This is a genomic window from Spongiivirga sp. MCCC 1A20706 (genome assembly GCF_046524175.1).
Taxonomy (GTDB): Bacteria; Bacteroidota; Bacteroidia; order Flavobacteriales; family Flavobacteriaceae; genus Spongiivirga.
Genome location: NZ_JBEFZF010000007.1, coordinates 25,524 through 43,985, shown reverse-complemented (window position 1 = coordinate 43,985; position 18,462 = coordinate 25,524). Strand labels below are relative to the sequence as shown.

Genomic DNA, 18,462 nt, shown 5'->3' with positions numbered 1-18,462 from the left:
GTATTCGTTTTTGATCAAATCCTAGTCCGTTTTTTGAAGAGCACAGAGCGCCTGGTAGAAATTTCCAGTTCGTTTTTTGTTTTAAGTGTTATCTTAAGTTTATTATTCTCGAAGGGAACAACGACTTTAATAAAATCTAGGTTGACAATCTCACTTCTATTAATTCTGAAAAAAGTGTCATCGGGTAAAATTTCTTCTAAACTATTCAGGGAGCGTTTGATTAATAGCCTTTCATTTTTGAAATGAAGTTGAGCATAGTTCTCAATAGATTTGATATAAAAAATGTCTGCTAGCGGGATGAAGTGATACCTCTTTCCATCATTTACGAATATTTTTTGATGAATACTCAACTTCTTATTTGCAATATCTTTAGTTGCAATTTGGTTTTTGAGCTTAAGAACAGCTGCTTCCAATCGTTCTTCCCGTATGGGTTTTACTAGATAATCCAAGGCATTTACCTCAAATGCTCTTACGGCATATTCATTATATGCTGTGGTGAAAATGATTTGTGGCGTTATTGCTAATTCCTCTAATAAATCAAAACCCGATTTGTCCGGCATTTGAATATCGAGAAATATGCAATCTACTTTTGTCCTAGACAATAGTGTCTTTGCACTGTCTGCGCTATCCGCTTCACCAACTATGTTTAAATAAGTAAACCCTGCCAATGTACGCTTTAACTCCTTACGCGCAAGGCGTTCATCATCTACTATAAGTATATGGATATGCTTCATTTTTTATGGGGTATCATCAATCTCGCCTGAACTATATTAGGGCTAGCTTGAGTTAATTTAAAAGATGCATTGCCTTGGTAAAAAATCGACAAACGCTCTTGTAGGTTTTTGAGTCCTAATCCTCTTGATGTTTTTTCCAGGATACCAGGATTTGTTATATCAACTTGTACCAAATCATCATTTAAAGAAATGGTAATAGTAATCTTACCATTCTTATTTGTTTTGTCAACACCATGTTTAATGGCATTTTCAACTAAAAGCTGGATGCTAAAGATAGGTACCTGACTTTCTAGAATCTCTTCCGCATAATTAATGTCTACCGATAGCCTGTCTTCGTAACGTAGTTTTTCTAGTTCGATGTAATCCTTAACTAAGGAAAGTTCATTTTTAATAGTGGTTAATTGCTGTTGTTTGGTGTCTAACGAGTTTCGCAAAAGTTCAGATAAAAGGTCTATTGCTCTTCTTGATTGTTTAGGATTTTCAACAATCAACGATTTAATCGAGTTCATTGAGTTAAACAAAAAATGAGGGTTTAATTGTGTATGTAAATAATTAAGCTTTGCTTCTTTTTCCAATACCTCAAGCGCTGCCTTTTGTTTTGTGGATAGAATTTCCTTACGATATTGACTGTATAGGTGGTATGCTAATACCCAAATAGACATTAGTCGTAATCCGGTAATAAATACCGGATCCCATCCAAAAAGTGAAACAGAAAGTATGAAATCCTTCTCTCTCACCAATGTCCAGTAGTAATGCCATTTTAGGTTATTAAGTAGCATAAACAATACCGCTAATGCTAGAATATGCAACCCTAAAGAAATAGGCTTTTTAATAATGGAAAATTGTTGATACTTGCTTTTAATGGCTAAATGGTAAGAATGTGTAAGAACGACACCGACGATTATGTCCAATATAAAATTGATACTGGTATATAATACACCGTAATCAAAACGACTGTATGCTTGGTATGCCCAATAACAGGAGGATAATCCCCAACCAAGTAATTGCAATTTCCAATACAAGTATTTTCCTGTTTTAAGCATAACTGCCATAAATATTTAAAAAAAATGGCTTTGTTAAAAGAAAAAATCCATGAACGTCGATAATCGTTTACGGGCGTATTCATATCAATTCAACATTATGAGTTATTTTATTTAAAACTCCATTAGCTGCATATATATAAGTTTCAACTACACTAGCTATTTTGATTTTTTGTGCCAGCTTAATCATACTTGTTAAAACTTTAATAGATACCAAAGTACGAACTACTATTTTTAACTTAATTACTATCTTGTAAGGGTAGATTAAGTTGTTTTAAAAGTCAAATAGATTGTTCCTTTGAAAGAGAGAAAACGAAATAAATCATTTAATTGGCTACTATATTTTGCAGTACCTTTTTTACTTGTAATGTTCTTTAAGTATTTAAGGAATGATCAAGGTGAAGAATATGTGGTAGTATCGGCTACTACTCAAGAAAATGACAAAAAGGAAGCATCTATTCCCGAAACAATCGATTATATTTTTGATGTAAAACCTATTCTATCAGATCGATGTTATCTATGCCATGGTCCTGACGAAGGAACACGCGAAGCAAATCTACGATTAGATACTAAAGAAGGTGCCTACGCTGCTATAGGGAAACAACTTGATAAATATGCCATAGTTCCTGGTGATACAGTGAATAGCTTGTTGGTAAAACGCATTCATACATCTGATTCTGAAATGAAAATGCCGCCGGAAGAATCTAATCTTTCTTTAAATGGTTATGAAAAAGAGATTTTAACTCGTTGGATTGAACAAGGTGCAGTTTGGAAAGAGCATTGGGCATTTGTTCCACCGCAAAAAAGTGAAATACCAATAGTTTCTGATGCAGCAGCCGTATCCAACGAAATTGATCATTTCATTATTAATAAACTAGAACAACAAGGTTTAGTTCAATCAGAAAAAGCTAGTAAGGAGAAGCTTTTGCGACGCGTTCATTTTGATTTAACTGGCTTGCCACCTACTATCAAAGCTATTGATAGATTCTTGAATAATAAAAGTCCAAATGCCTTCGAAACTGTTGTAGATAGCTTGCTTGCTTCAACAGATTACGGCGAACATATGGCCGTAAGCTGGCTAGATGTTGCACGTTACTCCGATACACATGGTTATCAAGATGACCTAGAGCGTGTTATGTGGCCTTGGCGTGACTGGGTGATTAGTGCTTTTAATAGAAACCTTCCCTACGATGAATTTGTACAATGGCAATTAGCCGGCGATTTGCTTCCCGATGCAAGCTTAGAACAAATTATTGCAACTGGGTTCAACAGAAATCATAAGATTACTCAAGAAGGAGGAGTTATTGATGAGGAATATCGGGTAGAATATGTTTTAGATAGAACTAATACAGTTTCGAAGTCATTATTAGGACTGACCATGGAGTGTGCGCAATGTCATGATCATAAATACGACCCAATTTCACAGAAAGAATATTTTGGGTTTTACGGATTCTTCAATAAAGTAAATGAGAAAGGCCGAATTGAATATGGCGAAATTCCAGAACCTAATGTCAAGATTACTCAAAAGAAGGTGGATGAATTACTATCATTCATCAATATGCCGGATACTATTCCAGAAATTAAACTAATGGTAATGAAAGATGATGCCCCTTTGCGTAAGACATTTGTTTTAAAACGAGGGTCTTATGATGCTCCAGGAGAAGAAGTACAAGTTAATACACCTGAAGCGGTACTCAATTTTGAAGGGTTTGAAAAGAATAGACTAGGACTATCTAACTGGTTATTTGACGAGAATAATCCACTTACTGCTAGGGTTGCAGTGAATAGATTGTGGCAGCAAATTTTCGGGACAGGAATTGTTGCTTCTAGTTCGGATTTTGGAAATCAAGGAGCGCTGCCATCTCATCCTGAGCTGTTAGATTGGTTGGCAATAACATTTAGAGAGGAAGGCTGGGATATTAAAAAAATGTTGAAGCGAATGGTCATGTCAAATACCTATCAACAAACATCAAAAGCCAGTAAAGATCTTTTGAAAGCTGATCCTTATAATAAATGGTTGGCGAGAAGTTCTCGCCAAAAATTAACCGCTGAAATGATTCGAGATAATGCACTTGCCGTAAGCGGTTTATTGGTCAAGAAAGTGGGCGGGCCAAGCGTAAAACCTTATCAGCCTCCGGGGCTTTGGGCAGAAACAACTTCCGGTCAAGGATTAACTGAGTATATTATGGATTCTGGTGAAAACCTGTATCGTAGAAGCTTATATACCTTTTGGAAACGAACGGTACCGCCGCCATCAATGCTTACCTTTGATGCTGCGACAAGAGATTTTTGCTCTGTTGAACGTCAAAAAACAAGTACCCCTTTGCAGGCATTGGTTATGCTTAATGACCCACAATTAATGGAGGCTTCTCAAGCTTTGGCTATCCAAGTTTTAAACGATGCATTGCTTTCGGAGGAAGACAAGATCAAATACGTTTTTAGAAAAATTACCACTCGCTTCCCTAATGAATTGGAGATAGAGAATTTGCAATCATTTTTAAACGATGCCAAGTCTAACTATAATAACGAAAAGAAGGCAGAAGTAGTAATTAGCTTTGAAGAAAGCAGTAATCTTTCTAAAGATGATATATATGCTTTTAGTATGTTGACAAGTTTGATATTTAATTTGGACGAAGCTATTGTAAAAGGATAGTATAATGGATGAGATTGCAAAACACTTTTTAAATAACAATCGAAGGCATTTCCTGAAGAAGTTAGGTTTGGGAATTGGTGGGCTAGCTACTGCCTCTTTGTTAGATCCGTTTTCTTCAGTAGCTGAGGTGGCTGATGCTCCTTTAGCGGGAATGAATTTGCCGCATTTTGCTCCAAAAGCGAAACGTGTTATATATCTTTTTCAAAGTGGAGGGCCATCTCAATTGGAACTTTTTGATTACAAACCACTGCTTAACAAATTAAGGGGGCAAGACTTACCTGATTCGGTTAGACAAGGACAACGACTTACGGGTATGACCTCTGGGCAGGACAGTTTTCCACTAGTGGGAAGCAATTTCAATTTTAAGCAGTATGGAGAGTCAAGAGCATGGGTTAGTGATTTAATGCCATATACCGCCAAAATTGTTGATGAGTTATGTTTTGTGAAATCAATGCATACTGAGGCAATTAATCACGATCCGGCTATCACTTTTTTTCAAACGGGATCACAACAAGCAGGCAGGCCGAGTATAGGTTCGTGGCTTAGTTATGGACTAGGCAGTTTAAATGAAAACTTACCAACTTTTACTGTGCTGCTTTCTCGAGGAACAGGAAGACCTTTATCGCAACCATTGTATTCTAGATTATGGGGAAATGGGTTTTTAAGTTCGCTTCATCAAGGAGTTCAGTTTAGGTCAGGTAAAGATCCGGTTCTTTATTTAAAAGATCCAGAAGGGATGACTCGTGCCGAAAGAAGAAAAATGCTCGATCATATTAGTGAACTCAACGAAAAACAGGAGAAGGAATTCGGTGATCCTGAGATCAACAGTCGTATTGCTCAATACGAAATGGCTTACCGTATGCAAACCTCAGTGCCTGAAACAATGAATATTGAAAATGAACCCGATCACATTATTCAAATGTATGGAGCGAATGCGACAACACCTGGAACGTATGCTGCTAATTGTTTATTAGCGCGCAGACTTGTTGAAAAAGATGTTCGGTTTGTACAATTGTACCATATGGGATGGGACCAGCACGAAAATCTACCAACTCAAATTGAAAAACAGGCTAAAGATATTGATCAGGCTACCGCTGCTTTAATATTAGACCTTAAGCAACGTGGCTTGCTGGAAGATACTTTAGTGATTTGGGGTGGTGAGTTTGGTCGTACTAATTATAGTCAAGGCACTCTTACTGAAACTAATTACGGAAGAGATCATCACCCAAAATGCTTTACTATGTTTATGGCCGGTGGTGGTGTAAAACCGGGGTTTACTTATGGAGAGACTGACGATTTTGGTTATAATATTGCAAAAGACCCGGTTCATGTTCATGATTTGCAAGCTACAATGATGCATTTAATGGGAGTCGATCACACCAAATTCACCTATAAGCATCAAGGTCGTAGATTCCGATTAACGGATGTTTCAGGACATGTAATACACGACCTACTTACTTAATACTACATGAGCCGCAGAAAATTCTTAAAACAATCTTCTCTCGCTACTTTGGGATTCCTTACATGCCCAAGTTATGCCAAGGCGTTTTCAATAAATAATTCAAAAGATGTGATTATTGGTCACAATTCACATCAATATAAGGTAGACCTAAATTGGGGAAACTTAGATCCTTTTATAACTCCAGTGAACGACTGTCACGAAATGGTGCAAGACTCTAAAGGTCGAATCTTATTATTAACGAATCATGTCAAAAACAACCTGATTGTATATGACAAATCAGGTAAACTTATCGAAACCTGGGGTACAAACTATCCTGGTGCACATGGTTTGACTTTGGTAAAAGAAAATGGCACAGATTTTTTGTTGATAACCGACTATGAACGCCATCAAATCATTAAAACAACCATTGACGGTAAGGTAGTTTTTGAAATTGATTTTCCTCTAGAAAGTGGAAAATATGAAAGTAAGGACGAGTTTAATCCAACAGAAACTACTGTTGTAGAAAATGGGGATATTTATGTGGCTGACGGCTATGGGAAACAACATATAATTCACTATAACTATAAAGGAGAATTATTGAATATTTTTGGAGGAAAAGGTACATCAAACGAACAGTTTTTGAATGCCCATGGTATTTGCTACGATAATAGGGATAGAACGAATCCATCACTTTTGATAACAGCTCGAGAAATGAATCAGCTAAAAAGATTCAGTTTGCAAGGAGATTATATCGAAACAATCAATGTTCCCGGCGCATTAATTTGTAGGCCAGTTATTCATAAAAAAGACGTTTATTTTGCCGTACTACAATCTAAAAACGCGCATCAGGCAGATTCTGGTTTCGTATTAATTATCAATGACAAGAATGAAGTAGTATCATGTCCCGGAGCTACGGCTCCTTGCTACAAAAATGGAGATTTACAGGAATTGTACCAAACCATCAGACTATTTCAACATCCGCATGATGTTTGTATTGATGATGATGAGAATATGTATGTTGCACAATGGAATTCAGGAAAAACATATCCCATAAAATTAACTCGTGTATGAGATATGTTCTTATTTGTTTTGGGTTTTTGCTGTTATCCAGTTGCAAAGAATCGAATAAAAATAACTTCTTGCAACAGAATGAGATAGCTTTAGCTAGTCCTAGAGTGCGTATTTCCAATGCGATTATCGATTCTTCTGTAAGGGTAATAGCATCATTAGAGCCCAAAGACGTCGAAGTTTTTTATACCAATGATAGCTCAGATCCGACAAAAAAATCTGCTAAGTATCTCGATACCTTGGTTATAAAAAATGAAGGAGTGTATAGATTTAAAGCGTTTCATAAGGATTGGAAGCCAAGTGCAGTTGTGGAACTCAAATTATATAAAAAGGGTATTGAGCCGAGGACGATAAATCCAATCACAATGCCTAATCCTAAGTATCCCGGTCTAGGAACGAATACCTTGATAAATGGTGAAAAGGCCACCATAAAATATATTGACCGACAATGGATGGGGTATGATACTATTGCAAATACTAGGATTAGCTTTAAAGACAAACAGTTTATTGAAAAACTCACTGTTGGCTATTTGATAGATGTGAGCGCATGGATTTTCCCACCTGAAAGTGTAAGGGTAATAGTAAATAAAAGAGATACCATCACAACGGATATACATCAGCTAGTAAACGAGTCGTCATTGCAACTTGCCGATGTAGTGGTTAATATAGGTAAAGAAGTAAATAATATTGACATCTTGGTTAAAAACCAGACTAAGATTCCTAATTGGCATCCTGGAAAAGGATTAAATGCCTGGTTATTTATGGACGAATGGATTTTTAATTAATGAGAAATAGCAATCAAGCATATAGGATACTTTTTTTTGGAATGCCAATACTCTTTAGCTTGCTTACTGTTTATGCAACTAACACCGAAGATACTCCTAGATTTATTCTCTTTTTCGGCCGATTTCATCCGCTATTATTGCATCTACCAATAGGTGGATTAATAATCACTTTTATTATTGACATATTAGGGAGAATTCAAAAAAATTACCCAGAAGTAACAATTAGAAACCTACTCGGGCTAAGCTCGTTTTTCGCAATAATGACTTGTTTTCTTGGATATTTTCTGTCATTAGAGGGGGGTTATGAAAAGAACGTACTGGATATTCATTTGTATACAGGAATTGCGACAGCGGTGCTTGCCTCTGTTCTTTTTTATATAAGTATTTCAAAAGCCTTTCAGAAAAACAAAATTTTTCTTCCATTTTTCGTTACTACCTTAGTTTTGGTGGGTTTTGCGGGTCACTTTGGGAGTGTCTTGACTCATGGAGATAATTTCCTTACTGAATATGCTACTGCTCCGAAAAAAGAGCGTACGATTGAAGTAATTGATAGCTTGAGAATGTATCAAGATGTGGTGGGCAAAATTTTAGATAAAAAATGCGTACAATGTCATAATGCGACCAAACAAAAAGGAGAATTGTCATTATTATCAAAAGATGGTATTTTAAAAGGAGGGAAGACTGGGGTAACTGTAGTGCCGAATAAAGCTGGGGAAAGCTTATTGTACTCAAGATTATTATTACCCTTGGCAAATGAGAAGCATATGCCACCAGAAGGAAAAGAACAATTAACTAAAGATGAAATTTGGTTGATAAAACATTGGATAGAAAAGGGCGTTGATTTTGAAGGCTATGTTACAGAAACTAAAGAAAATGAAAAGTTGAGCACAAAGCTGAATAAGTACCTTGTTTTTGATAAGGTTGAAATTAGAAAAGCTTCAGTTGCAGACATAAAAGAGGTGCGGGAGTCAGGTTATCGCGTAGTAGAAATTGTACCTGGAGAAGCTGGTTTAAGTGTGAAGTATCTTGGTGGCAAAGCTTCTGCGGCATCCATGAAAAAGTTGGTGTATATCAAAGATCAAATAGTCGAGCTCGATCTCAGTAATGCTTCTCTTGACGATACGATGACTGCTGTGCTCGCTAATTTAAAGAACCTGGAGTCCTTGCGACTTAATGGCAATGCTATTGGGAATAAAACTCTCAAAAAATTACAAAAGTTAGAACGCTTAAAGGTGCTTAATGTATACCATACGGAAGTAAGCGAACTTGGAATAAAGGATTTATTAGCTTCAGCAAATGTTGATCGATTGTATACGTGGAAAACGAATTTGGACCAAGCTAAAGCCAATGCTCTTGAAAAAGAATATCAGGTTGAAATTCAAAACGAATTGCCTGCTGGATTTGTAGAAGCAAGTCAACTTGAAGTACCTTTAGTAACGCCAATAAAAACACTGTTTAAAGATACGATACACGTGTCTGCCAAAAGCCGATTAAAAGGCGTGAAACTTCATTATACGCTAGACGGATCCTTACCTAATGAAATGTCTGAAGTTTTAGATGAAACAATTGTTTTAGATCACTCTAAAACATTTAAAATTATTGCAATTAAGAATGGTTGGAAATCGAGTGATATTCTCACAAAAGAATATGCCAAAGTAAAGTATGAGGTATCATCTTTTTCCATTAGAAACCAACCAGATAAGAAATATCCTGATGCAAGTAAGCTTTTTGATCTTGAAGAGGCCACAACTACATTTTCTGATGGAAAATGGACAGGATATAATGGGGTTGATCTGAATTGTATCATTGACTTAGGAGAAATAAAATCAGTAGACAATATTTCAATAAGTTCTTTAGAGGATGTAGGAAGTTGGATTTTCTTTCCGAAGGAGTTAATTGTCTACGCTTCTAATAATGAGAATGCAAACTTTAAGAAAGTAGGATCAGTGCCAATTTCTCGTAAGGGAGAAGGTGGTGTAGCCGAATTAAAAAAGGTTACCCTCGCAATGCCAGAAACCGAAGCACGCTACTTTAAGGTTGTTGTGAAAAACTATGGTAAGCTGCCGTCATGGCACCCTGGCGCAGGCAATCCCTCCTGGCTATTTGTCGATGAGGTGTATTTATGGTAGAAAGCAGTTTTTATTTTCCCTCTTCAATACTATCCAACCGTATGGATAAAGCTTTGGTAGATATCTGCACTTCAACCAGTGATAAAAATAATGAAATCATTAAACATACTAGGCTAATTCCAAATACTATGTTAGCAAGATCAAAACGCTCAATATATAGCAAGAACATTGTTATAACACTGGTTAAAAAACTGATGATTGCTACTGCTTGCATATTTTTAATGAGTCGTAATCGTTTGCGTAAATTCTTTATTTGTAATTCCACATTAGCCGATAGTTTTTGTTGATATTCGTTATGTAGTTGTCTTATTAATGCCGCAATTGCTAAATAACGTGCATTATATGCAAGCATAGTAAGCGAGATAGCAGGAAATAGCAGCGCAGGGATACTCATTGTAAGATTCATCAGTCTAGTTTTAAAGATTACTAAATATAGCCAATAGTATTTCATTTTTTCTATCTTTCCATACGTATGGAAATATCTACTATTTCTTGGTTAATTGGCGCTTCAGTTATTTTAATATCTCCTATTTATTTGGAGCGAATTTACATTCGTATTTTCAACAAACCTTTTTTTGTTCATTTTCCGTTTACACCAGAGGTACTTCCAAAACAATGGAAAGTTTTTATTGCAAAAAATAATATCTTTTATTCCAAACTGACCGTCAATGAAAAACGATTTTTTGATTATCGGCTAAAACAATTTATAAAGAATCATCGTTTTATTGGCAATGATCTAGAGCTTACTCATGACAAAAAAGTCCTGATAGGGACTATTCCTGTAATGCTCACTTTTGGCATGCGGGGATATTTATATGATAGTGTTGATACTATTATTGTTAATCCGGATGAATATCTATCTAATATCACGCAGAAGTACCACAAAGGCGAACATAATCCTGCTGCTCGAGTGGTTGTGCTTTCATGGAAGGACTTTAAACGTGGAATTGAAATAACTGATGATAATTTTAATTTGGGAATTCATGAGTTTACCCATGCGCTTTTTTTTAGTTGTAAAATAAATCCTACTGCAAGTTGTCAGCTTTTTGCAAGGCAATTCACCAATTTACTTCAAACCCTAGCACAACCGGAGGTAAAAGAACGGGTGTTAAAGCTTGGTTATTTTAGGGATTATGGTTTTGAAAACCAATATGAGTTTTTATCAGTAGTATTTGAATGTTTTTTTGAAACCCCACAAGCTTTTAAAGAAAAGCTACCCGAATTATATGACCGCGTAAAATTGATGTTGAATTTAGACGTTGCTGCTATTTATAATCGAAAAGTTTGATAAGGAATGGAATATACTTCAACTTTTGTCACCTAAACTAACTGCTTCTTTTTTTTTAGGATGGTATTCATGATCATCTCAGGATGAACGCGAGAATTTTCAATAAACCATTTGTGCGTTTCCATCCCGCCACAGACAACACCAGCAAGAAAAAGGCCATTTACGTTGGTTTCCATGGTATTGGGATCATAATTAGGAATCTTCTTTCCGTCAGTTGAAAGTTCAACTCCTATTGCCTCCAAAAATGAAAAATTAGGCTGATAACCCGTTAAAGCCAGTACATAGTCATTGTCAAGCTTGATTTTACCATCACGGGTTGAGATTATCACTTCCTTATCTTTTATTTCTTCAATAGTACTGTTATAATATGCCTTGATGCTTCCTTCTTTAATTCGGTTCTCGATATCAGGTTTTGCCCAATATTTTACTCTTTTACCAATACCTTCTCCTCGAATGATCATGGTGACATCCCCTCCTTTACGATAAATTTCTAATGCGGCATCAACAGCGCTATTGTTCGCCCCTACAACGATGATTTTTTGCTGGGCGTAGTAATGAGCATTGTCATAATAGTGCTTTACTTTCGTTAAACCTTCTCCAGGGACATTTAACAAGTTAGGGATGTCATAAAAGCCTGTCGCAAGCACTAAATTGTTGGTAGCATACTGCGCTATATCAGTCTGCACTCTAAATTGTCCATTGGTCTTCTTTAGAAGTGTGACTTTTTCAAAAAGATTGATGTTGAGTGATTTGTTGGTTACAATACGACGGTAATATTCAAGCGCTTCGGATTTATAAGGCTTCGCATTTTTGCTAATAAATGGGATGTCATCAATTTCTAATTTGTCTGAGGTCGAAAAAAAGGTCATTCCTTCCGGATAATGATACAATGAATTTACGATACAGCCTTTTTCTATGATCAAATACTTCAGGCCTTGTTTTTGAGCCTCTAGTCCACAGGCAATTCCTATTGGGCCACCACCAACAATAATCAGGTCGTAGATCATAAATTTGATATGGTTTTAAGATCGGCGATTGTGGTAAGTGGATCGGCACTTTTAAAAACAAAACTTCCGGCAACCAACACATCGGCACCTGCATCTACCAAGTTTTTTGCACTAACATCGGTCACGCCGCCATCAATTTCTATCATGGTGCTAGCACTGTTATCATTAATCAATTTTCGAAGTTTACGTACTTTGTCGTATGTACGTTCGATAAATTTCTGCCCACCGAAACCAGGATTGACACTCATTAAACAAACCATATCAATATCCCCAATTACATCTTCTAAAACATTGACATTGGTATGTGGATTCAGTGCAACACCCGCTTTCATACCTTCTGCTTTAATAGCTTGTAGTGTTCTGTGCAAATGGGTGCAAGCTTCGTAATGAACTGTCAGTATATTGCTACCTAATTCAGCAAATGTTTTGATGTATCGGTCAGGATCTACAATCATCAAATGGGTATCAATAGTTTTATTAGCGTGCTTACTAATCGCTTTTAAAACTGGCATTCCGAAGGAAATATTTGGCACAAAAACACCATCCATAATATCAATATGAAACCAATCGGCCTTGCTTTTGTTTACCATTTCTATGTCACGTTGTAGGTTTGCGAAATCAGCGGCTAAAACAGATGGGGCAATTATCGTAGAACTCATTTATTAGGTTTTTTACAAAGATAAAGCCTTTCATCTGAACTTGGCTTTTTATTGTTATTCCAAATTGAAAGAGATATACCTATCTTTATGAAGATAGTATTGACAAAACCATCCACACATGAAAAACCGCAAGATTCTTCTCACAGAAAATGAAATTCCTGAAAATTGGTATAATATCATTGCTGATATGCCTAATAAACCTTTACCACCATTACACCCGGCGACAAAAGAACCAATCGGTCCAGATGCTTTGGCTCCGCTATTTCCGATGGAATTAATTAAACAAGAAGTAACCGCTGATAAATGGGTTCAAATACCTGATGAGGTACGAAGCATCTATTCAATGTGGCGACCAACGCCCTTATATCGAGCTTATGGTTTAGAAAAAGTCTTAGATACCCCGGCAAAAATCTATTACAAGTATGAAGGGACAAGTCCATCGGGTTCACATAAACCCAATACAGCGGTGCCACAAGCTTATTATAATATGAAAGAGGGTGTTAAACGAATAACCACAGAGACCGGAGCTGGACAATGGGGCAGTGCTCTTAGTTTTGCCTGCAATCATTTTAATTTAGAATGTGAAGTCTATATGGTTCGACTTTCATATGATCATAAACCCTATCGCAAAACGATGATGAATACATGGGGGGCGAAGGTTTTTCCTTCACCATCGGAAGCAACGGAAGCTGGGCGTAAGATACTAGCTACTGATCCTGGAACTACGGGATCATTGGGTATAGCAATATCAGAAGCAATTGAAAGAGCAGCAACCAATGACGATACAAAATACGCATTAGGTAGTGTACTAAATCATGTAAAACTACATCAGACCATAGTTGGGCAAGAGGCAATAAAACAAATGGAAAAGGCGGGTGACATGCCCGACATTGTAATCGCCCCTTTTGGTGGAGGCTCCAATTTTGCAGGACTTTCATTTCCCTTTTTACGATTGAATTTTGAAGAGGGACGCAACATTCGCTGTATCGCCAGTGAGCCCACTTCGTGTCCGAAACTTACGCGCGGTGTATTTAGGTATGATTTTGGTGATACCGTTGGCATGACACCACTATTGCCTATGTATACCTTAGGGCATAATTTTGTTCCTGCTCCAATTCATGCGGGGGGATTACGCTATCACGGTGCAGGTGTTATTGTTAGTCAATTACTAAAAGATCAACTAATTGAAGCTGTAGCTCACGATAATATAGAAGTGTTTGAGGCGGGTGTCATCTTTGCTCGGGCTGAAGGTGTTGTTCCAGCTCCTGAGGCCACTCATGGTATTGCCACTGCTATCGCAGAAGCGAAAAAATGTAAGGAAGAAGGTGTTTCGAAAACCATTTTATTCAATTTATGTGGTCATGGTAATTTTGATATGAAGGCGTATGAAGACTATTTTGCAGGTAAGATCGTAAAACATGAAATTACTAAAGAAGAAATCGAACGGTCGTTGGCACAATTAAGCACTCCTGAAATTAATTAATATGAGAATCACATATTGGGTGTCAACCACCATTTTGTGCTTATTTTTATTATGGAGTGCCTATACTTATTTATTGAATAAAGCGACAATTGATGGCGTTAGAGAACTAGGCTTTCCTAATTTTTTTCGAATTCAACTTGCTGTTTTAAAAATAATCGCGGTGTTAATAATTATATTACCGCAGGTGCCGCTGGTTGCAAAAGATTGGGCATACGGTGCAGTCTTATTCTTTTTTGTCACCGCTATTGTTGCGCATATAGTTCATAGAGATCCGTTTGTAATTACCTTTATTAATTTGATATTAATTGCAGTGACCATATTATCTCGGTTTTATTTGAGAAGTGTTTAAGGTTATAATTCATTCTTTAAAAATGTAGCCTTCAAAATATAGTCCATTTTCGGGTATTTTCTTTTAATGAAATGACTGTCTTTTGCTATAGAATCATAATCATTGATGGGATCACTACCATAACTGAAAAAGCCAATTACATGATCCATACCTGAGGTTACTTTAGCAATTACTGGAAATCCAGTAACTCCTGAATAATAAATGGTATCTAGGCGAGGGGAGTTGTTTTTTAAATTTATAAAAAGCTGCAAGTTTCTTGTATTTACAGTATCTCGTGCAAATGCCATAGTGCCAAAAACATTTTTTTCGATAACAGATTCATCAAGTACGGCTTGCTGTCCCCACTTGTTGTTTAACAAACTATCAGGTTTTCCAAATTGGGCTACGTATTCTGGTATCATTCGATAGACTGGTACCGAATCGAAATAACCATATTTTATTAGTTGATATAAACGATCTACTCCTTGAGGGGACCATTTACGACGCGATTCAATTTCAAAAGCACCCTTAGTAGTATTGAAAACTGCTTTGAAATGGGATGGGGCTTTGGTTTTTGCCCATTTGTTTTTGAAAATGGGTTTGCTACAGCTAACTATTAACAATAATAAAATAAGGGAAAGGCTTTGATAGCGTAGTTGTTTCATAAAGCTGGGTAAACAAAAACCCCGGTAATCAGCCGGGGTTTTCTTTCATCAATCAAAAAACGAACAGTTATGTAAACTGTTGTTACTATAATAGTCGGTTTCGCAAAATGAACCTAACAATTTTCTAAATTGTAATCAGGTAAATATAACCGACTTTTTGGTTTATCCCAAATATGTTTTTAATATTTTACTGCGAGATGTATGTTTTAATCGACGAATTGCCTTTTCTTTGATCTGGCGAACACGTTCTCGGGTTAAATCAAAGGTTTCACCAATCTCTTCTAAAGTCATTGGGTGTTGATCACCAAGACCAAAGTACAAACGAATAACATCTGCCTCACGCGGAGTTAAAGTCTCTAAAGCTCGCTCAATTTCAGTACGTAATGATTCATGCAATAAATCCTTATCAGGATTTGGAGATTCACCAGAACGTAATACATCATACAAATTAGAATCCTCGCCTTCAACAAGAGGTGCATCCATTGATACGTGACGACCAGAGTTTTTCATAGACTCCTTAACGTCATTTACAGTCATATCTAATTCTTTAGCAATTTCTTCAGCACTTGGTGCACGTTCATGGGATTGCTCAAGAAAAGCAAAGGTTTTATTGATCTTATTAATAGATCCAATTTTATTCAATGGTAAACGAACAATACGAGATTGTTCTGCCAATGCCTGTAGAATAGATTGACGGATCCACCATACAGCATATGAGATAAATTTAAAACCACGGGTTTCATCAAATCGCTGTGCAGCCTTAATAAGACCTAAATTACCCTCATTAATAAGATCTGGTAATGTTAAACCTTGATTTTGGTACTGCTTAGCCACAGATACCACAAAACGTAAATTTGCCTTGGTCAATTTTTCTAATGCAATTTGATCACCGGCTTTTATTCGTTGTGCTAACTCTACTTCTTCATCAGCTGTAATAAGGTCAACCTTGCCAATTTCTTGTAGGTACTTATCTAAGGACGCGGTTTCACGGTTGGTAACCTGCTTTGTAATTTTAAGCTGTCTCATGAATTTTTTCTCCTAATTATTTTGGGTTAAGCTCGACAAGATCATCGTGATTCTCATGCCAGCAATCTATTATACGTAAAGTGTTACCTAAATGTTACAAAAGACGTAAATAAAAATATAATTAATCTGTTGAGCACTTAAAAAAAGCGATAGCCCAACTTAATTTTTAGTCAGCATAACGGCATATTCATCACAAAAAATGTAATGATGGGTTAGTGTATTGAGCAAGCAATTAAAACTTATAGGTGGCACCAGCCTTTATAGTAAGAAAATAGGGATTTAAATTGTCTAACTGATTTTGAAATGCACCTATTTGATATTTTAACATAGGCTCCAGGGCTAATTGTAGGTGTTTAGTTATGGGCTTTCTAAAACCAAGACCGATATTAGTTGTTAAACTAAAATCCCTAAAATAATTAGCTTTGCCAAGGTTAAATTTGGGCAGATTAGGTGCTTCAATATAAACGGTGTTGTCACCTATAATAGCAATATCAAATCCGCCAATTAAATCAATTTCAAAGTGTTTATTATAAATAGTTTTGTTGATCTCTAATGGAACGAGCCAATACGTAAAATCATGCTGTAAATTAAACCGATTTCCTTCGTTAACGGCATTAAATAGTTCTGAACTAGCTGTATTACCTGACCTGTCAATAGCAGACGAATTAAATATATATTCACGATTGTTTTGCATTAGCGTACTTGTGGTATTTACTATCGTATATCTAAAACTTTGTATGCTAAGACCTATTCTAAAATCAATCTTTTCTTTGATTGGGATATTAAATAAAACACCATAACCAAATGAAATTTCCGGTCTAAATTCGCCTCCATTAATACTGGTATCAAAACCTGTTTTATTTGAAAGATAGTTAAAGTAGGTTGCGAAGGTAAAGGTTGACATTATCAAGTTAGTTTTTTCTTCATCTTTTTTTGAAGGCTTTGTTTTTTTAGTTCTCTTGTTCGGGCTGTTGTTTTGATCAATATTCAATGAATCAACTACTTTTTCTAGAGTTGACAGGGGTGGTGAAGTATATTGAACTTCACCATCAGCAACGGAGTTGGTTTTAATATCTGTTGTGCCAACAATGGATGGTGACTTATTTTTTAAAGTTTTAGTTACTATGTTCTTGTTGCTGTGAGTATTTGACTTACTAGAAGATGTTTTTTTGATTTGAAATACTTTTTGTTGAGTAAAATTATTTGCTGAAATTATACTTTCGGTAGTAGTGTTGTTGTGTCTTGAGCTATTTAAATTATTCATTTTTGTGGTGGCCTTTTGTTGCGCAGAATTGTTGGTTGAGTTATTTTGCTCAACTGCCTTTTGGTATTGAAATTGTTTATCCTTATTTAAAGTATCAGTGGTTTTGACGTTGTGTGGTAAAGTACGGTCGATAATAAACAAATAAATGAGACCAATACCAATTAATGCAAACGAATATAAAAGGATGAAAAATCCCCTTCTTTTTCGCTTCTTTTCATCGAGCGTAGCAGCTATTTTTTGCCACGATGTCTTAGAAGGTATGCTAGTGTTCTGGTCAAACCTTTCTTTAATTAAACGTCCAATGTCTTGATGCTCCTTCATTAGTTATTAGGTGAGACCCCTTGATTAAGGGAGGTTAATTTTTCTTTTAATAGCACTTTGGCCCTATGTAGGTTAGACTTTGAAGTGCCTTCGGAAATAGAAAGCATTTGCGAGATCTCTTTATGAGTATGTTGATCTAATTCATAAAGACTAAAAACTAATCGATATTGATCGGGGAGCAATTGTATACAGCTTAAAATGGTATCAAGAGAAGTTGGCAGTGCATCATCAGTAATTAATACTTCTTCTTTAATGTCTGCCTGTTCATTGATAGCTAATTCAAATACTGTTCTTCTCTTGTATCGGTTAATAGATTTATTTATTGCAATGCGCTTCATCCAACCTTCAAAAGACCCGACGCCTTTGTAGGTTTTAATTTTTTCAAATATTGCTATGAAAGCATCATGTAATAGGTCTTCTGCTTCTTCTTGAGAGCGGGCATACTTCATACAGGTCATAAAAAGAACATCTTTATAGGTGTTGTAAAGTGTTTCTCTAGCCTTATTATTTTTTTTAATACAACGTTTAATAAGTTGGTTGGTGTTCAAAAAAAGAAGGTTGAAGTATTAGC

The 18,462-nt window shown here is 36.1% G+C and carries 17 protein-coding genes; 8 read left to right on the top strand and 9 right to left on the bottom strand.

Annotated features, from left to right (window positions below; genetic code table 11):
• Window positions 1-14: 14 nt before the first annotated feature.
• Both ABN763_RS15800 and ABN763_RS15795 read right to left on the bottom strand, forming a co-directional pair.
• The gene (locus tag ABN763_RS15800) at window positions 15-734 is read right to left on the bottom strand and encodes a LytR/AlgR family response regulator transcription factor (RefSeq protein ID WP_410486467.1); all 720 of its coding nucleotides are present in this window, start codon (window positions 732-734) and stop codon (window positions 15-17) included.
• Window positions 731-1,786, bottom strand: coding sequence for a sensor histidine kinase (locus tag ABN763_RS15795; RefSeq protein WP_410486466.1), 1,056 nt, complete (start codon window positions 1,784-1,786; stop codon window positions 731-733). The genes ABN763_RS15800 and ABN763_RS15795 overlap by 4 nt, the downstream gene beginning before the upstream one ends.
• A gap of 286 nt (window positions 1,787-2,072) precedes the next feature.
• Between ABN763_RS15795 and ABN763_RS15790 the strand changes: the two genes are divergently transcribed.
• Genes ABN763_RS15790 through ABN763_RS15770 form a run of 5 tightly spaced genes read left to right on the top strand, consistent with a single transcriptional unit; the run spans window position 2,073 to window position 9,850 of the window.
• A complete protein-coding gene (locus ABN763_RS15790; protein ID WP_410486465.1) occupies window positions 2,073-4,427 on the top strand; it encodes a PSD1 and planctomycete cytochrome C domain-containing protein in 2,355 nt (784 codons plus the stop codon).
• 4 nt (window positions 4,428-4,431) lie between these two features.
• On the top strand, window positions 4,432-5,889 hold the full coding sequence (locus ABN763_RS15785) for a DUF1501 domain-containing protein (RefSeq protein WP_410486464.1): 1,458 nt from the start codon (window positions 4,432-4,434) through the stop codon (window positions 5,887-5,889).
• A gap of 6 nt (window positions 5,890-5,895) precedes the next feature.
• Complete coding sequence (locus ABN763_RS15780) at window positions 5,896-6,939, top strand: 6-bladed beta-propeller (protein ID WP_410486463.1); 1,044 nt, start codon at window positions 5,896-5,898, stop codon at window positions 6,937-6,939.
• Window positions 6,936-7,721, top strand: coding sequence for a chitobiase/beta-hexosaminidase C-terminal domain-containing protein (locus tag ABN763_RS15775; RefSeq protein ID WP_410486462.1), 786 nt, complete (start codon window positions 6,936-6,938; stop codon window positions 7,719-7,721). Before ABN763_RS15780 ends, ABN763_RS15775 begins: the two co-directional genes overlap by 4 nt.
• A complete protein-coding gene (locus tag ABN763_RS15770) occupies window positions 7,721-9,850 on the top strand; it encodes a c-type cytochrome domain-containing protein (protein ID WP_410486461.1) in 2,130 nt (709 codons plus the stop codon). The genes ABN763_RS15775 and ABN763_RS15770 overlap by 1 nt, the downstream gene beginning before the upstream one ends.
• Before the next feature lie 10 nt (window positions 9,851-9,860).
• On the opposite strand, the gene ABN763_RS15765 is transcribed toward ABN763_RS15770, so the two are convergent.
• Window positions 9,861-10,256, bottom strand: a complete 396-nt coding sequence (locus tag ABN763_RS15765) for a DUF2721 domain-containing protein (protein WP_410486460.1) — start codon at window positions 10,254-10,256, stop codon at window positions 9,861-9,863.
• A 66-nt stretch (window positions 10,257-10,322) separates the two neighbouring features.
• Between ABN763_RS15765 and ABN763_RS15760 the strand changes: the two genes are divergently transcribed.
• Window positions 10,323-11,138: a zinc-dependent peptidase gene (locus ABN763_RS15760; protein ID WP_410486459.1), complete on the top strand. Its 816-nt coding sequence runs from the start codon at window positions 10,323-10,325 to the stop codon at window positions 11,136-11,138.
• A gap of 32 nt (window positions 11,139-11,170) precedes the next feature.
• Here the strand turns inward: ABN763_RS15760 and ABN763_RS15755 are convergent, their stop codons facing one another.
• Together ABN763_RS15755 and rpe are read right to left on the bottom strand one after the other, a co-directional pair.
• Window positions 11,171-12,145, bottom strand: coding sequence for a YpdA family putative bacillithiol disulfide reductase (locus tag ABN763_RS15755; protein ID WP_410486458.1), 975 nt, complete (start codon window positions 12,143-12,145; stop codon window positions 11,171-11,173).
• Window positions 12,142-12,804, bottom strand: coding sequence for a ribulose-phosphate 3-epimerase (rpe, locus tag ABN763_RS15750; RefSeq protein ID WP_410486457.1), 663 nt, complete (start codon window positions 12,802-12,804; stop codon window positions 12,142-12,144). Before rpe ends, ABN763_RS15755 begins: the two co-directional genes overlap by 4 nt.
• A gap of 118 nt (window positions 12,805-12,922) precedes the next feature.
• Between rpe and ABN763_RS15745 the strand changes: the two genes are divergently transcribed.
• Window positions 12,923-14,287: a TrpB-like pyridoxal phosphate-dependent enzyme gene (locus ABN763_RS15745; RefSeq protein WP_410486456.1), complete on the top strand. Its 1,365-nt coding sequence runs from the start codon at window positions 12,923-12,925 to the stop codon at window positions 14,285-14,287.
• A gap of 1 nt (window position 14,288) precedes the next feature.
• A complete protein-coding gene (locus ABN763_RS15740) occupies window positions 14,289-14,636 on the top strand; it encodes a DoxX family protein (protein WP_410486455.1) in 348 nt (115 codons plus the stop codon).
• A 2-nt stretch (window positions 14,637-14,638) separates the two neighbouring features.
• On the opposite strand, the gene ABN763_RS15735 is transcribed toward ABN763_RS15740, so the two are convergent.
• The 4 genes from ABN763_RS15735 to ABN763_RS15720 form a co-directional block, all read right to left on the bottom strand.
• Entirely contained in the window at window positions 14,639-15,280 is a 642-nt protein-coding gene (locus ABN763_RS15735) for a peptidylprolyl isomerase (protein ID WP_410486454.1), read from the bottom strand.
• Between the two features lie 162 nt (window positions 15,281-15,442).
• Entirely contained in the window at window positions 15,443-16,306 is an 864-nt protein-coding gene (locus tag ABN763_RS15730; RefSeq protein WP_164032985.1) for an RNA polymerase sigma factor RpoD/SigA, read from the bottom strand.
• Between the two features lie 232 nt (window positions 16,307-16,538).
• Window positions 16,539-17,891, bottom strand: coding sequence for a hypothetical protein (locus ABN763_RS15725; protein WP_410486453.1), 1,353 nt, complete (start codon window positions 17,889-17,891; stop codon window positions 16,539-16,541).
• Window positions 17,891-18,439, bottom strand: coding sequence for an RNA polymerase sigma factor (locus tag ABN763_RS15720; protein WP_410486452.1), 549 nt, complete (start codon window positions 18,437-18,439; stop codon window positions 17,891-17,893). Before ABN763_RS15720 ends, ABN763_RS15725 begins: the two co-directional genes overlap by 1 nt.
• Between the last annotated feature and the right edge of the window lie 23 nt (window positions 18,440-18,462).